Below are 15,526 nucleotides of genomic sequence, written 5' to 3' on the forward strand. Positions count from 1 at the left end.
ATGGCGCGTTCCTGGGAGTAACAACCAGAAACCTCACTGCCGAGCGGAACGTTTCTCCTGGTAACCCCGATTGGTACCATCGGGCGGCCTGGGGAAACAAGAGAGGGAACGCCATGTCCGCTGCCACGTGGACCATCGTCGCGGCCGTCGTCGTCGTGATTCTGCTGCTTTATGTTGTCGTCACCTATAACGCGCTGGTCCGCCTGCGCAATATGACCCGCGAGGCCTGGAGCGGCATTTCGGTACAGCTGCGCCGCCGCAACGACCTGATTCCCAATCTGGTGGAAACGGTGAAGGCCTATGCCACGCATGAAAAAAGCGTGTTCGAGGACATCGCCACGCATCGGGCCACCAGCATCGCCGCCACCAGCGTGCCCGCGCAGTCCCGCGCCGAACAGGTACTGGGCCCGGCCCTGGGCCGCCTGATGGCCGTGGCCGAGGCCTATCCCGACTTGAAGGCGGACGCCAACTTCCGCAATCTGCAGGACAACCTGAGCGGCATCGAAGACCAGTTGCAGATGGCGCGCCGCTATTACAACGGCGCCGCGCGCGAGCAGAACATCCGCGTCGAGTCCTTCCCCGCCAACGTGGTGGCCAAGAGCTTCGGCTTCCATCAAGAGCCCTATTTCGAACTGGACAATCCGGCCGACGCCGCGGTACCCCATGTCTCATTCTGACGACCGTCGAAGCGGCGGCCTGCCCGGCAAGCTGTCACGCCATCTTCCCCGCTTTGCCCGCCGCGCCCGCCCGCTGACCACGCCCACCGGCGTGGAAACGCCGCGCCGGCGCCGCCTGCTGCCGTGGCAGGAACGGCGCGAAGCCGGCAACGAGGATGCGCCGCGCCGCGCGCCGCTGTCCGCGCCCATACGCACGGTGCTGGGAATCATCGCCAGTGTGGTCGCCACCGTGATGGCCGCGCTGCTGCTGGCCACGCCGGCATCCGCGCAATATGCCAGCGGTTCCAGCGACTCGTCGCTTTCCAGCACGCGGGGCGACCTGGCTACCTACGCCTACAAGGGACGCGAATTCATCGCGGTGTTCGAATCCAATATCGACGTGCAGCGCGACGGCGACCTGGTGGTGACCGAACGCATCCTGGTCAATGCCCAGGGCCGCCAGATCCAGCACGGCATCCTGCGTGATTTCCCCACCCTGTACCGCGGCAGGAATGGCCTGCGCGTACAGGTCGGCTTCGAGGTGCTGGAAGTGCGGCGCGACGACAAGCTGGAGCCCTACGCACTGGAGAAGCTGTCCAACGGCGTACGCATCCGCATCGGCAGCGGCGGCCAATACCTGGCGCCGGGCGCCCACGTCTTCCAGATCCGTTATCGCACCACGCGCCAGCTGGGCTTCTATCACGATTACGACGAACTGTTCTGGAACGTCACCGGCAATGGCTGGACGCTGCCCATCGCCCGCGCGGTGGCCCGCATCCATCTGCCGCAGGACACGGACATCGGCCAGACCCTGTTCTATACCGGCCCGCAGGGGTCGCGCGACCAGAACGCGCGGGTGGCCCAGCGCGGCGCCGACTTCGTCACCTTCGAAAGCACCGCGCCCCTGGCCGAGCAGGAGGGCCTGACGGTGGCGGTGCGCTGGCCCAAGGGCATCGTGCAGCCGCCCTCGCCCTGGCTCAATGCGTATTACCAGTTCCGCGACAACCAGGCGCTGCTGGTGGCCGTCGCGGGCTTCTTGCTGATCGTGGCGTACTACGTCGGGGCCTGGCGCCGCACACGCCGCAAGAGCCGGCCCAATATCGTGCCGCGGTACGAGCCCGTCGACGGCATATCGGCGCCCGGGGTGCGCTACCTGGCGCGCATGGGCAATGACAGCAAGATCTTCGTGATCGGCATCATCGAGTTGATTTCCCTGCGCACGCTGCGCATCGAACGCGATGACAGCAAGCGCGGTTCGAACAATGAGACGCGCTTCTTCCTGCTGGAGCCCGACGCCGAAGGCAAGCGCGGCCTGGAGCGCAGCGTCCTGCTGCCCACGATGCTGCGCAAGATGTTCGGCGAGACCAGGAGTTTCTATCGCAGCCAGGCCGGTTCCAGCCGTCTGCGCGATGCCAAGGCCGACCTCGACAGTTCGCTGCACAACCTGTATTCCCAGTACATCGCCGACAACGGCAAGCTGGCGCGCCGGGGCGTGTGGTGGTGGCTGCTGTACGCCGTGGTGAGCATTGCCATGCTGGGCCTGCAGGGGGGCGGGGTCGGCGGCACCATCATGGCGCTGCCGTTCCTGGTGGTGGGAGTGGGCACCCTGACCGCGGTGTATGCGATGTTGCGTGACAAGGGGTTCAGTTGGGGCGTGCTGTTTCTCTGCTTGATGTTCGGCTTGCCCTTCCTGGCGGGAGGCGCCGGCGTGCTGCTGGCCGAGAACGTGAACACGCCCTGGCGTGCCCTGTCCGTGGCGCTGCCGGTCTTGCTGCTGCCCGTGGTGATCCGCGGCTTCCGCTTCCTGCGCAACTACACGGAGGACGGCCACGAGATCATGGACAGCCTCAACGGCTTCAAGCAATACCTGACCCTGGCCGAGCAGCCGCGCCTGGAGGCCCTGGCCACGGTCGAAGAAAAGCTGCGCGTCTACGAACGGTATCTGCCCTATGCGATGGCGCTGGATGTGGGCGACAAGTGGGCGAAGGCCTTCGCCGGGCTGTCCGCCACGGTGGCTGGCCTGGCGGCGGTGCAGGCCATGCAAAGCATGTATGGCGGCTACGACTTCTACGACAGCCATCCGGACCGCGCCTTGAGCAGCATTACTTCCGACGTGGCGCCGCGGCCGGTGGTTTCTTCCTCCGGGGGGTCGCCTGGCTCCAGCGGCAGCTGGTCGGGCAGCGATTCGTCGTCGAGCTCGTCGTCCGACAGCGGCTCGTCCGGGGACGGCGGCGGGGGCGGCGGCGGCTCTGGATGGTGATGGCCGGCGACGATCCTTGCGCTTCCCTCTTCCGGCATCGCCCATCTGTTATGCACAAGAAGCCCTGAACTGTATCTGTCCCGATATGCAGTCCAGGCGCAACATGGCCCGATTTTGTTCCCGAACAGTACGGGGCGGCGGCTTACAGGACGTCCGCGCCCGGATTCGGATTGGAGTCTTCCATGCTGCGCCGCTACGTCACCGTCGATGTGTTCACCGACCGGCTCTTTGCCGGCAATCCGGTGGCTGTCGTGCTCGATGCGCAGGGTCTGTCCACCCGCCAGATGCAGGCCCTCGCCAATGAGTTCGGTTATTCCGAGTCCACCTTCGTCCTGCCGCCGAACGATCCCGGCCATACCGCGCAGGTACGCATCTTCACGCCCGACCGCGAAATCCCCTTTGCCGGCCATCCCAATCTGGGCACGGCCTACGCGCTGGCCGATGACATGACGGCGCGCGGCATTCCCGTGCCCGACATCTTCACGTTCGAGGAACTGGCCGGCAAGGTGACCATCGAGCTATGGCGCCAGGACGGCCACGTGGTGGGCGCCGAATTGCGCGCGCCCGAAGCGCTGTCGTGCCGCGCGCAGATCCGCGCCGCGCAGGCGGCGGCCTGCCTGTCCTTGAAGGAGGCGGACATCCGCATCGACGCGCATGCGCCGCGGGTGGTGTCGGTGGGCCTGCCCTTCCTGGTGGTGCAGTTGGCCACGCGCGACGCGTTGGCGCGCGCCCGGCCCGATCGCGGCGCCTATGCGCGCATGCTCCCCCTGGATGGAGCCCATTCCATTTATGCCTACGCCCTGGACGGCGCGCGCGACGCGCCCGACGTACACGCGCGCATGTTCACCGGCCGCATGACGGAAGATCCTGCGACAGGCAGTGCCACCGGCGCCATGACCTGCCTGCTGGCACGCCTGCGCGGCCTGGAAGACCTGGACCTGCTGGTGGCACAAGGCGACGACTGCCGGCGGCCCAGCCGCCTGCATGCACGGGCGCTTGCCCAAGACGGTGCCTGGTATGCCCACGTGGGCGGCCACTGCGTCTCGGCCCTCAGCGGCACCCTGGCGCTGGATGGAGAAGTGGACCAGACGCCGCTGGCAATGGCGTAAGGGCAGGCGGGCCGCCCGCGCGGTCCGGGCAGCAGCGTCGCGTGTTTATAATTGAGGATCATTCGTATTCTCAATTTCAATTTTCCGCAGCCTGTGTTGGAACCCGCCGAACCCATTTCCACTTCCGAGGCCCTTGCCGGCGCCGGTCCCGCGGCCGTGGCCACGCTTTACCGGGAGCACCACGGCTGGCTTCTCAACCTGCTGCGGCGCAAGCTGCACGGCCATCATGCAGACGCGCTGGACCTGGTGCAGGACACCTTCGAGCGCCTGTTGCGCCAGCCCCGTTGGGTGCGCCCGGAACGTCCGCGCGGCTACCTGACCGCCATTGCCACGCGCCTGCTGATCGACCGCCACCGCCGCCGTGAACTGGAACAGGCCTATCTGCAAAGCCTGGCCCTGCAGCCGGAGAGCAGCGCGCCCGCGCCGGAGACCATGCTGTTGGTCATCGAGCAGCTGGGCCATGTCTGCCGCATCCTCGACCGCATGCCCGCACGGATGAACCGCGTCTTCCTGCTCGCGCGTATCGACGGGCTGCCTTATACGGACATCGCCCGTGAATTGAAGATCAGCGTGAACGTGGTGCAGAAGGATTTGATCCAGGCCTGGCAGCGTCTGTATCTGGCTTTCGATGGCGCGGCTCATGTTTGAGCGGTCCGTGGTGAACGCTGGATCGGCGGGTAGCAAACGCGCCAGCAATCCAGACAATCCCGGCCAGACCCGACGCGTCATCGCCGAGGCAGCCGAATGGCTGGTGCGCCTGCAAGCCGATGCCGATGCCGGTGCCGGTGCCGGTGCGGCTGCCGACGCCGAGCTACTGGCCGCATGGCAACGCTGGCACGACGCCGACCCGCAGCATGCCGCCGTCTGGCGCCGCTATGCCGACCTGCAGAGGCTGGTCCCCGCCGTCGGCCGTAACGGCGCGGGCAGCACCCTGCCACCCGCCGCACAGGCCTTGAAAGCCGTCGCCAGCCGGCGCGGGCGGCGCCAGGCGCTCAAGCTGCTATGCGGCGGCGGCGTCGCCGTGGCCATCGGCGGCGTGACATGGCGCTACGCCGCCACCGAAGGCTGGCTGGCCCAGACTCGCACCGCCGTGGGCGAACAGCGTGCCATGACGCTGGCCGATGGCACGCGCCTGCTGCTGAACACGCGCACCGCCATCGACGTCCACGACCGGCGCGGTGGCGACACCAGCGGCGGCGGCAACGGCGCCCGCACCGACGTCACCTTGCATGCCGGCGAAATCCTGGTCGACAACCGCCAGGGCGGCGATGGCGCGGGTCTGCGCCTGCACACCCGGCACGGCTATGTCGAACCCTACAGCGCCAGGCTGCTGCTGCGCCAATTGCCCGAATGCAATCCGCCGGAGACGCTGGTGGCCGTGCAGGAAGGCACGGCGCGCCTGCTGGCCGGCGGCCGCCTGGACGCCGCCCTGCACGCGGGCGAAGCGCGGCGTTTCGACGCCGCTGGCTTCCAGCCCACGCAAGCTTGGCGCGAACGCGACCTGGCGTGGACGCAAGGCGTGCTGATCGCCGACGACATGCGGCTGGACGATCTGCTGCGGCAACTGGCGCGCTACCGCCATGGCTTCCTCGACTGCGACGACGACGCGGCAGCACGCCGGGTAACGGGAACCTTCCGCATCCACGACACCGATCGCGTGCTGGAAGCGCTGGCGCATCACCTGGGGCTGCGGCTGCGATATCGCACCCGCTACTGGGTCATGTTGGAAACCTGAAATGAAACCAATTGCAACTTCCAGGCAGATTGCCCCGCGCCCTTCGTCATGACCGGGTGTAGGCCTGCACCACAGGCCCAATTCCCAACGAAGACCGCCATGCTTTCCTCTCCCGTTCCCCGCCGGCCGCACACCCTCCGCCGCAGGCCCCACGCCGTTCGCCGGCGTCCTCTCGCCCTGGCCATGACCCTGGCCTTCAGCGGCTTCATCGGCGCGCCCGCCGCCCTGTTCGCCACCAACGCCGTGGCCCAGACCACGCCGCCCGCGGCCCAGGGCCCGGCCGCCATGCCGGCCGGCCAGACCGTGCGCATCCACCTGCCCGCCCTGCCCCTGCGCGAAGCCCTGCTGCGCTTCGGCCAGCAAGCCGGCATCACCATCATCGGCACGCCCGACCTGGCCGACGACCGCCACGCCCCCGCGCTGGACGGCCAGTATCCAGTCGAAGACGGCCTGAGCCGCCTGCTCGCCGGCAGCGGCCTGCGCGCGCGCCCCAATGCCAATGGCGAAGGCTATCGGCTCGAACCTGTGCCGCACTCGCCCGGTGTCGCCACCCTGCCCTCGGTCGCCGTCTCGGGCGCCGGCGTGCGGGACATCGGTACCTTGTCCCTGGACAACCAGACCGCCACCAAGACCAGCACGTCCATCCTGGAAACGCCGCAATCGATATCGGTGGTCAACCGCGAAATGATGGACATGCTGGGCGCCACCAACACCGCCGACGCCCTGCGCTACAGCGCGGGCGTGAACATCGGTGGCTACGGCACCGACAGCCGTGTCGACGAAATCTCCGTGCGCGGCTTCCGCACCGGCAGCTTCGCCAACAACAACTACCTGGATGGCCTGCGTCCGCCGGGCAGCAGCAGCGGCGCCACCGCCTCGGCCACCCAGTTCGACGGCTACGGCCTGGAGCGCGTCGAAGTACTGCGCGGCCCCTCGTCCGTGCTGTACGGCCAGATCGCGCCGGGCGGCCTGATCAATTCGGTCAGCAAGCATCCCACCGACTATGCGCGCGGTGAAGTCGGCGTGTCGACCGACAACAACGGCCTGGCGCGCTTCAACGGCGACATCAGCGGGCCGCTGGATGAAGAGGGCAAATGGCTCTACCGCGTCGTCGGCACGGCATATCACAGCAACACGCAAGTCGACCACGTCGACCTGAACCGCGTCATGATCGCCCCCAGCCTGACGTGGCGGCCATCGTGGCAGACCACCGTGACGCTGCTGGCCAGCTACCAGCAGGATCGCGGCGGCAGCACCTATCAATTCCTGCCAGCGCACGGTACTTACTACGGCACGCAGTATGGCCATTTCGGTTCCAACCGCTTCCTGGGCGAACCCGGCTTCAATCGCTATGACCGCACCCAATCGTCCATAGGCTACGAATTCAGCCATGCGTTCAATGACAGCGTGAAGTTCAACCAGAAGCTGCGTTACATGCGCGTGGACACCGACAACCGCGGCGTGACCCGCTCGGGCGACCTGCTGGCGGACGGCCGCACGCTGCCGCGCACGGCGTCGGCCAACGAGATCCGCTCCGAAGGCTTCACGGTCGACAACAACGTGCAGTACGACTTCGACCTGGGTCCGGTACGCAATACGCTGCTGACGGGCGTGGATTACCGCACGCAGACCATACGGGTGGCGTCGGCCAGCGGCAAGGCCGGTTCACTGGACGTGTTCAACCCCGTCTACGGCGGCCCGGTGACCCTGGGCGCCATGACGCCTTCGCGCCGCTCCGACAGCAACCAGACCGGCCTGTACATGCAGGACCAACTGCGCTGGGACCGCTGGACCGCCACCTTCGGCCTGCGCCATGACTGGTCGGAGGACAATTCGCTGGTGCGCAGCACCGGCGTCAAGACCGGCTACAACGACGATGCCAATACCTGGCGCGCGGGCCTGGTCTATCTGTTCGACAACGGACTGGCGCCTTACATCAGCTACGCGACGTCCTTCGAACCGAACAACGGCGTCGGCTATGGCGGCACGCCCTTCAAGCCCACCGAAGGCAAGCAGATCGAGGCCGGCATCAAGTTCCAGCCCACCGGCAGCCGCAGCATGGTGACGCTGTCCGCCTATGAGATCCGCCAGCAGAACATCACGACACCGGATCCCGATCCCACCCACTTGTGCGATGGCAGCCTGTGCAGCGTGCAGACCGGTGAAGCGCGGGTGCGCGGGCTCGAGCTGGAAGGCAACCTGGCGCTGACGGACCGCTTGACCTTGATCGCATCGGGCACGCTGATGAATAGCGAGGTCACCAAGAGCAACAGCACCGATTTGGGCAACCAGTTGCCGCGCGTGCCCAAGCGCACGGCCAATCTGTGGCTGGACTACCGCCTGCCGAACTCGATCGCGCCGGGCCTGAGCGTGGGCGCGGGCGTGCGCCACACCAGCGGTCTGTATGGCGACACCGCCAATCAATATCACATGGCCGCCGTGAACCTGTGGGATGCGGCGATCCGCTACGACCTGGGCGAAGTGAGCCCGTCGCTGAAGGGACTGCGCTTCTCCTTGAACGCCACCAACCTGGCGGACAAGGAATACCTGGCGAGTTGCTCGGGCGTGTCCAGCTGCTACTACGGCGCGCGCCGTTCCGTGACGGCGAATTTGAACTACGCCTGGTAAGCGGCGATCTGATGAGGAGTGATTGCATGTATCGAATTTCAAGCGCGGCGATGATCGTCGCCCTGGTGTTTTCCACGGGCGCCATGGCGGCGGCGCCAGCGAACGGCGCCGGCGCACCGGCCCCCAACGGCGCCAGCCGGGGCAACGAGCCCGTCGGTCCGACCGTGGCGGATCGGGAATCGGCGTATTACCGGTTCGAGAAGCACCGCCTGGATTCCGCCGACGGCAAACGCCATTACCGTATCGAAATCGCCGTGCCGAAACAGCCGGCACCGAAGGGCGGCTACACCGCGCTCTACATGCTGGACGGCAACGCGGCCATGGCGACCCTGACCGATGCCGACCTCAAGGCCATGGGCGGCGCGCGGCCGCCGGTGCTGGTGGCCATCGGCTACGACGTCGCCACGCGCAATGACGTGGTGTCGCGCGCCTACGACTACACGCCGCCCGTGCGCGACGAACAGGGCCAACTCGTTGCGCAGCCGCAGGATCGCGGCCGGGTGGGCGGCGGGGCCGATGTGTTCCTGGACTTCATCGATAAACAGGTGCGTCCGCTGGCGCGGCAGCGGGCGACGATCGCGACCCGGCGAGAAATGCTGTGGGGCCACTCCTACGGCGGCTTGTTCACGTTGCATGTACTTTTCACGCAACCGCACAGCTTCGGCACCTATGTGGCCGGGGACCCCTCGGCCTGGTGGCACGACGGTGCCCTGGTGAAGGAATGGCGCGCCTTCGACCCGGCGCGCGCGAAGGGCCTGCGTGTTGCCATCCTGGCGGGGACCAGACCGCGCACGGACGGCCGCGCGAATCCCAACCTGCCCCCGGTGGCGAAGGACGGCAACAGTCCCGACCCGCGGGCCGTGGTGGCGGAAATGTCCGACAAGCTGCGCGCCGCGTCCGCCGACGCCACTTACGAGACGTTTCCCCAGTTCGGCCACGGCGAGATGATCCGTGCGTCACTGGCGCGGGCACTGCAGATCGCCTCCGGCGCTGCGTCGATCCAGCCTTGAGGGAACGGAAGGCACGCTAAAGCGCCCCTCCACGGTGTACGCTAGACGTCTCTCTGCCGCCCTCCCGGGCGGCGCTTCGGAGTGCTGCCATGTACACCTCTGCCCTTCCCCGTTCCCTCCTGCGCGCGGGCGCGATTACCTTGCTGGCCGCGCTCGCCGGTTGCGCCAATCCGGATAGCGCCAAGCCCGGCACCTTGCTGTCCGATATGGAAAAGCAATATGGCACGCCGGACTCGCAGTGCCCAGCGCCGGGCGGCGGCCAGCGCGTGGTCTGGTCCCAGCAGCCCGAGGGCAGCTATGCGTGGGGCGCCGACATCGACGCCAATGGCCGCGTCGTCCGCGTAGGCCAGGTCCTGCGGACAGACTTCTTCAGCAGCATCCAGCCGGGATGGACACCGGACCAGGTCCGCTGCGTGTTCGGCCCGCCAGCGAAAGTGCGCACCGCCGGACTGGGCGATATGAACGAGATAGTCTGGACCTACCGCTATGTCGAGGCGCAGCACTGGCACATGAACTTTTACGTGTACATGGGCGCCCAGGGCAATGCGGTCACGCATTACCATTCAGGACCGGACGACCGCTACCAACGTAGCGAATGATTCACTCACAACGGATATGGACATGCCTCACCCCAGTGCCGCGGTATCGGGCTCGCGCTCTGCTCGTTTCCTGTTAGCCACCAGCGCCCTGGGCGTACTGCTCGCCACGTCCGCCGGCAACGCCGCGGCGGCTGGCGAAAACACGGCGCATGAGGCGGCGAACACCCCGGCGCAGCCTGGCAATGCCATCCCCGTGGCCCAGGCGCCGGGCCTGGCCCGCTACTTCGAGCAAGTGTATGGCCACGCCTACGACGCCAGACGGGCTTGCTGGCCCACCCGCGTCGAGGACAGCGATACCTGCATGAAGGTGGACAGCCTGCGCCGCGTCACTGCCGGTGGCGAGGACCGCTATTACGCCGTGCTGACGGGCTCCCCGCCCTCCGAGGAAACCGGCCATGTGACGCCCGGCTTCGTTGGCGCCTTCGTCCTGCGCGTCACGGAGGGCGCGCCGGAACCCCTGGCCGCGATCAAGGCAGACAGCCAGGGCAGCTTCGGCAACCCGCCGACGAAATGGCGCCTGGCTGCCATCGGCCCGGGCGGTTACCTGGGCTGGATCAACTCGGCCGGCTATACCGCGCAGGGCTACACCACCTCGCAGTACATCATCCTGGCCCCTTACGGCAAAGGCATCGGCAATCTGGCGCAGGCCGTCGACGAAGGCTATTCCAACGGCGGGGCCTGCGACGACAATGACCCGGCCTGCAAGGAAACGGACGTCGACACGCAGCTGCAGATCGACGACAGCGATCCCAACGTACGGGTCTATCCCTTGAAGATCACCGTCGATACCCGCGTCAAGGGCCAGGCGCCGGTCCATGCCGTTTACACCCTGCCCTTCGACATGAAGAAGTGGGCGTGGACCACGCCGGCCGACTGGCCGTTCAACAAGCTGGACCGGTAGGGCGAGACTTCCCGCGCCGGCGTGGGCGGACGCGACGCTATCCGCCCAGGAACTCGAATCCCATCGTGCGGGCTTCGTAGTAAAGGCCGCCGTCCTGGACGATGAGGAAATCGGCGCGGTGCTGGCCATCGTTGTGATGGGAATGGGGTGCGCCCGCGGGCGTGACCAGGGTGGCCCACTCGGACCAGGGACAGTCTTGGCCATCGACGCGCGAATGGCAGTCGGCGCCGGCGACGATCAGGGTCAGGGCCGCCGAGTTGTGCCGATGGGGCGACTGCGCGCAACCTGGCGGCAGGGTATTCAGGGAAAGTGTCAGGGCGGGCATCAGGTTGCGCCTGGCCTGCATGGCCACGCTGGAGAACACCACGGCCAGCCCTGACGTCCCCGCATCGGGCACACTGCGATGAATCCGCTCGATTTCCACGGAGATGTCCGAGGCTTTGAAGTGCACCGCCGCATCGTCGGGTCGCGCCGCGCGCAAGCCGTGATAAGCCAACATGGGTTCGTCGGTGACCAGCCACAAGACTGCCGCGTCCGGCCCGTCGACCCGCAGCGTCGCCGCGCCCGCCGGCAGGTAGAAGACATCACCCTGTGAGAAATCGACAGGACTTCCAGCAACGGCCTTCCCACGGCCCGCAATGACGTACCAGATCGAACCGCTGGCCGCGAAGTCCGCGGCCAGGCTCGTGCCTGGCGCGATGCGTGCATACCGCGCCAGCATGAACGGCGTGGTGGCCGGCCAGGGACATCCCAGTTGCGCCGATTGGTCGCAAGGAAAGTATCCCGTCGCGGTGCCATCCGCCAGTGCGGCGGCCGCGGGGTCGGTGAAAACGCGCGCCGGCACCGGATCGAGATGAATGTTGAACGCGTTCGCCGAATTGAAGTAGCGGGCCCGCGCCTGGGCCTCATTCGCCGGCTGCGCCGCGCGTCCCGCCGGCAACGCCGCCATGCCGACGGGCCCATCGTCGAAGTGGTGCCGGCCTTCACCACCGTCGCCCAGGCCACCCTCAGCGCCAGAACACATAGCGTTTTTCCAACAGGTTCACCGTGCCGAAGAACACCAGGCTGATGGCCGACGCCACGAAGATGGCGGCCCAGACCTGGACGAAATCGATCTGCAGCACCGCCTGGAATATCGTCCAGCCCAGGCCACCCATGGCGCCCAGCATCTCCGTGACGATGGCGACGATCATGGCGCGGACGGTCGATACGCGCATGCCCGCCGCCGTCAGCGGAATCGCCGCCGGCAGACGCAGGCGCCAGAGTATGGCCGCGCGGTCCGCGCCGAAACTGCGCATCAGATCCACCGCGCGCGGATCGACGCGATCCAGCCCGGACAGCGCATGGAGAAATACCGTGAAGCCCACCGCCAGCGCCACCATCACGATCTTGCTCTCCGGCCCCATGCCGAACCACAGCAGGATCAAGGGCGCATAGGCCACCACCGGTACCGAATTCAGTGCGGTCGCCACGGGCAATACGCTGCGCCGCACCGCCGGCAACATGGTCAGGACGATAGCCAGCAGCACGCCCGCCAGCGATCCGATGCCGAAGCCCACGACAGCCTCCATCACCGTCATGCCGGCGGCCTTGAGCAGCAACACGTGCTGTTCGCCTATGGCTTGCAGGATGCGGGTGACGCTCGGCAGCACATAAGCGGGCAGATCCAGCCCACGCGCCGCGGCTTCCCACAGTGCGAACACGCCCAGCAAGCCAAGCACGGCACGCCGCACTGCGCGCGATGGCAAAGGCAAGGAAGAAAGCGACGATGACGCGGAAGACGGCGCAGGCGCAGAGGAAGGCGCAGCCGAAAACAGGTTCATTTTCACAGTTCGCTTCTCCAGAACACGGTCTTGTGTTCGGCCCAGGCCACCAGGCCATAGAACGACGTCCCCAGCAGGCCGGCCATCAGGATCGCCGCCCACAGCGCCACGAACTGTTCGTTGTACATGGCCTGCAGCAACAGCACGCCCAGCCCCGTGGTGTCGCCGAACCATTCCCCGGCGATGGCCCCCAGCAGGCTCAAGGTGCAGGCCAGCCGCAAGGCGACGAAGATCTGCGGCAGCGCCGCCGGCAGCTGCAGCTTGAACAACAACGCCACGCGCGTGGCGCCGAAGCTGCGCAACAGATCCACCTGCCGCTTATCCACGGCTTCCAGGCCCGTCAGCGTATTCACCGTCACCGGAAAGAATGTGAGATAGAAGGCAATCAGGGCCTTGGCCAGGATGGTGTTGCCGAACCACAGCACCACCACCGCGCCGAAGGCGATGACGGGGATGGTCTGCGAGATGACGAACAAGGGGAAGACCGTCTCGCGCAGCAGGCGGGAACGATGGAACAGCACGCCGTTCATCACGCCGACCAGCGCGCCGGCCGCGTAGCCCAGCAGTGTTTCCGTCAAGGTCCGCACGAAGCCCGAGAAATAGGCGTCCGGCAGCGCCGCGATGGCACTCAGGATGACGGACAGGCGCGGCAGGTAATAGGGCTTGATGCCGGCGGCCACCACCACGCCTTCCCACACAGCCGCGATGACGGCGATGGTGATGACGCCGCGCAGCACCACCGCGCCAGCGCCGCCGCGGCGCACGCCCCCACCCGCGGTTGCCGTCCCTGTTGCGCTTGCGCCGCTCATGGCAGGCGGTCCGCCACCGGGATGGCCTTGAGGAAGCTGGCATCGAAAGCCTTGGCCACATCGACGGGCTTGCTCACCACGCCGTTCTTGACCAGGAAGTCCTCCGCTGCCTGGATGGCAGTGGGGTCGATCCAGAACAAGCCATCGGTCTTGGCCTTGCCCTCCGTCATCAGCCGATAAGCTTCTGTCAGCATGAATTCCTGATGCGTGCGATCCAGCGTAGGCGCCACCTTCATCACCGCGTCCACGGCATCCTTGGGATGCTTCATGGCTTCGCGCCAGCCGCGGATGGATGCACGCAGGAAGCCCTTGACCAGCTCCGGCTGTTCCTGCGCCGTCTTGCGCGACACGATCAACGTATCACGCGGGAAGGTGATGCCGTAGTCCTCGGCCTTGAACAGGCGCAACTTGTCCTCGCCCACGCGTTGCCGGATGGTGTAAAGCTCGTTGTACCAGGTGGCGGTGATGACATCCACGTCGCCGTTGACGAAGGGCGTAACGCTGACCTGCTGGGGCTGGATGTCCACCTTCGAACGGTCGATGCCCTTGTTGGCCAGCATGCCGAACAGCACATAGTTGGCGCCCGTGAACCAGGCCGTCACCTTCTTGCCCTGGAAGTCTTCCAGCGTCTTGACCGGGCCGTCCTTGCGCGCCACGAAGACAAAGGGCGTGATCTGGTGGGCCACGCCCACCGACACGATGGGCATGCCCTTGTCGATCGCGGCCAGCACGCTATCCGTGCCGCCGGACAGGCCGAAGGTATCGGCGCCCGTGGCAACCAGGTTCTCCGTCAGCAGATTGGGGCCGCCTGGATTGATGGTCAGATCGATGCCTTCGTCCTTGTAGTAGCCCTGCGCCAGCGCGTAATAGAAGCCGGCGAACTGCGTCTGTGGCAGCCATTTCAAGCGCAGCGAGGCTTTGACCAGGTCCTTGGCCATGGCGGGCGCAGGCAGCGTGGCCACCGCCGCGCCGAAAGTCGCGGCCCAGGCCATCAGGGTCAGCAGGCGTCGTTTATTCCGGATAGCAGTCATTTTCGATTCCCCTTGGTTCGATCGTTTGCGTCGATGAATTGCTTCGGTTCTTTGGTTCGTTTCTTTGCTTCAGCCGCAGGCCACCCGCGGATTCAAAACGGCCTCGTACCCGCAACCGTGGTGCGATGCATGACACGGCGATATTTCTGGTCGTCATAAGGCGTGGCGCAATGCATGGTGCAGCGGTTGTCCCAGATGACCAGGTCACCTTGTTGCCACCGGTGCCGGTAGACGAACGCGTCGCTGATGGCGTGCCGGTTCAGCTCGGCCAGCAAGGCATCGCCCTCGGCACAAGGCAGGCCGTCGATCTGCTTGACGATGTCCTGGCCGACATACAGGGATAGCCGGCCGGTCACGGGATGGGTCCGCACCACGGGATGCACGACGTCCGGCGTACGGGCTTTCTGCTCGTCGGTGAGCGGCGTGCGATCGGCGAAGGCCTTGCCGTAGTACCCGGCGTAAGAGTGCGTGGCGGTCAGGTCGCGAATGCGCGCCTGCGTGGCCGGCGGCAGCCCTTCGTAGGCCAGGTGCATGCTGGCAAACAGCGTGTCGGCCCCTTCGGGCGGCACTTCCACCGAATACAGCAGCGATCCCATGCTGGGCTCGGCCACATACGAAAGATCCGAATGCCAGTTCCAGCCTTCCTTGTGATTGCCGATGGGCTTGCCGTTCTCCGCCACATTGGACAGCACGTAGATTTCCGGCAGACCGGTGGTGAGGAACTGCTTCAGTACATGGGTCATCAACGACCCGAAGCGACGGCTGATGTCGACATGGCGCTGATTGCTCAGTGCCTGGCCACGCACCAGGATCAACGAGTGACGTTCCAGGTCCTGGACCAGTTGATCGACCGCCACGTCACTGGCGGGATCGGCAAGATCCAGGTCCAGCACTTCGATGCCGAAACCAGGATGCAGGGAGCGAGTCTTGAGCATGCTTACACCTTCGTACGTCAGGGTTCGTGG

General features: G+C 66.5%; 14 protein-coding genes. 9 read left to right on the plus strand and 5 right to left on the minus strand.

Features of this window, described 5'->3' with window-relative positions:
- The first annotated feature begins 113 nt into the window (after positions 1-113).
- The 9 genes from CEY05_RS20135 (at position 114) to CEY05_RS20175 (ending at position 10,898) form a co-directional block, all read left to right on the plus strand.
- Positions 114-677, plus strand: a complete 564-nt coding sequence (locus CEY05_RS20135) for a LemA family protein (RefSeq protein ID WP_088597540.1) — start codon at positions 114-116, stop codon at positions 675-677.
- Positions 664-2,916, plus strand: a complete 2,253-nt coding sequence (locus tag CEY05_RS20140; RefSeq protein ID WP_088597539.1) for a DUF2207 domain-containing protein — start codon at positions 664-666, stop codon at positions 2,914-2,916. Before CEY05_RS20135 ends, CEY05_RS20140 begins: the two co-directional genes overlap by 14 nt.
- Before the next feature lie 182 nt (positions 2,917-3,098).
- Entirely contained in the window at positions 3,099-4,025 is a 927-nt protein-coding gene (locus CEY05_RS20145) for a PhzF family phenazine biosynthesis protein (RefSeq protein WP_088597538.1), read from the plus strand.
- Positions 4,026-4,121: 96 nt separating this feature from the next.
- Entirely contained in the window at positions 4,122-4,673 is a 552-nt protein-coding gene (locus tag CEY05_RS20150) for a sigma-70 family RNA polymerase sigma factor (protein WP_233161613.1), read from the plus strand.
- Positions 4,666-5,760: a FecR domain-containing protein gene (locus CEY05_RS20155; protein WP_158219363.1), complete on the plus strand. Its 1,095-nt coding sequence runs from the start codon at positions 4,666-4,668 to the stop codon at positions 5,758-5,760. The genes CEY05_RS20150 and CEY05_RS20155 overlap by 8 nt, the downstream gene beginning before the upstream one ends.
- 99 nt (positions 5,761-5,859) lie before the next feature.
- Positions 5,860-8,388 (plus strand): TonB-dependent siderophore receptor, encoded by a 2,529-nt coding sequence (locus tag CEY05_RS20160; RefSeq protein ID WP_143220526.1) that lies wholly within the window; start codon positions 5,860-5,862, stop codon positions 8,386-8,388.
- A 26-nt stretch (positions 8,389-8,414) separates the two neighbouring features.
- The gene (locus tag CEY05_RS20165) at positions 8,415-9,398 is read left to right on the plus strand and encodes an alpha/beta hydrolase (RefSeq protein ID WP_233161614.1); all 984 of its coding nucleotides are present in this window, start codon (positions 8,415-8,417) and stop codon (positions 9,396-9,398) included.
- A gap of 89 nt (positions 9,399-9,487) precedes the next feature.
- Positions 9,488-9,997: a hypothetical protein gene (locus CEY05_RS20170; protein ID WP_088597534.1), complete on the plus strand. Its 510-nt coding sequence runs from the start codon at positions 9,488-9,490 to the stop codon at positions 9,995-9,997.
- 22 nt (positions 9,998-10,019) lie between these two features.
- Positions 10,020-10,898 (plus strand): hypothetical protein, encoded by an 879-nt coding sequence (locus CEY05_RS20175; RefSeq protein WP_088607536.1) that lies wholly within the window; start codon positions 10,020-10,022, stop codon positions 10,896-10,898.
- A gap of 37 nt (positions 10,899-10,935) precedes the next feature.
- Here the strand turns inward: CEY05_RS20175 and CEY05_RS20180 are convergent, their stop codons facing one another.
- The 5 genes from CEY05_RS20180 to CEY05_RS20200 all read right to left on the minus strand — a co-directional run bounded on the left by CEY05_RS20180 (position 10,936) and on the right by CEY05_RS20200 (position 15,496).
- Entirely contained in the window at positions 10,936-11,922 is a 987-nt protein-coding gene (locus CEY05_RS20180) for a cupin domain-containing protein (protein ID WP_088597532.1), read from the minus strand.
- Positions 11,906-12,721, minus strand: a complete 816-nt coding sequence (locus tag CEY05_RS20185) for an ABC transporter permease (RefSeq protein ID WP_088597531.1) — start codon at positions 12,719-12,721, stop codon at positions 11,906-11,908. Before CEY05_RS20185 ends, CEY05_RS20180 begins: the two co-directional genes overlap by 17 nt.
- 2 nt (positions 12,722-12,723) lie before the next feature.
- Positions 12,724-13,530, minus strand: coding sequence for an ABC transporter permease (locus tag CEY05_RS20190; protein ID WP_088597530.1), 807 nt, complete (start codon positions 13,528-13,530; stop codon positions 12,724-12,726).
- A complete protein-coding gene (locus CEY05_RS20195; protein ID WP_198952841.1) occupies positions 13,527-14,561 on the minus strand; it encodes an ABC transporter substrate-binding protein in 1,035 nt (344 codons plus the stop codon). Before CEY05_RS20195 ends, CEY05_RS20190 begins: the two co-directional genes overlap by 4 nt.
- A gap of 92 nt (positions 14,562-14,653) precedes the next feature.
- A complete protein-coding gene (locus tag CEY05_RS20200) occupies positions 14,654-15,496 on the minus strand; it encodes a TauD/TfdA family dioxygenase (protein WP_088597528.1) in 843 nt (280 codons plus the stop codon).
- Positions 15,497-15,526 lie beyond the last annotated feature (30 nt).

Origin of the sequence: Achromobacter sp. HZ34 (assembly GCF_002209485.1) — a bacterium.
In the GTDB taxonomy this organism is placed as follows: domain Bacteria; phylum Pseudomonadota; class Gammaproteobacteria; order Burkholderiales; family Burkholderiaceae_B; genus Bordetella_C.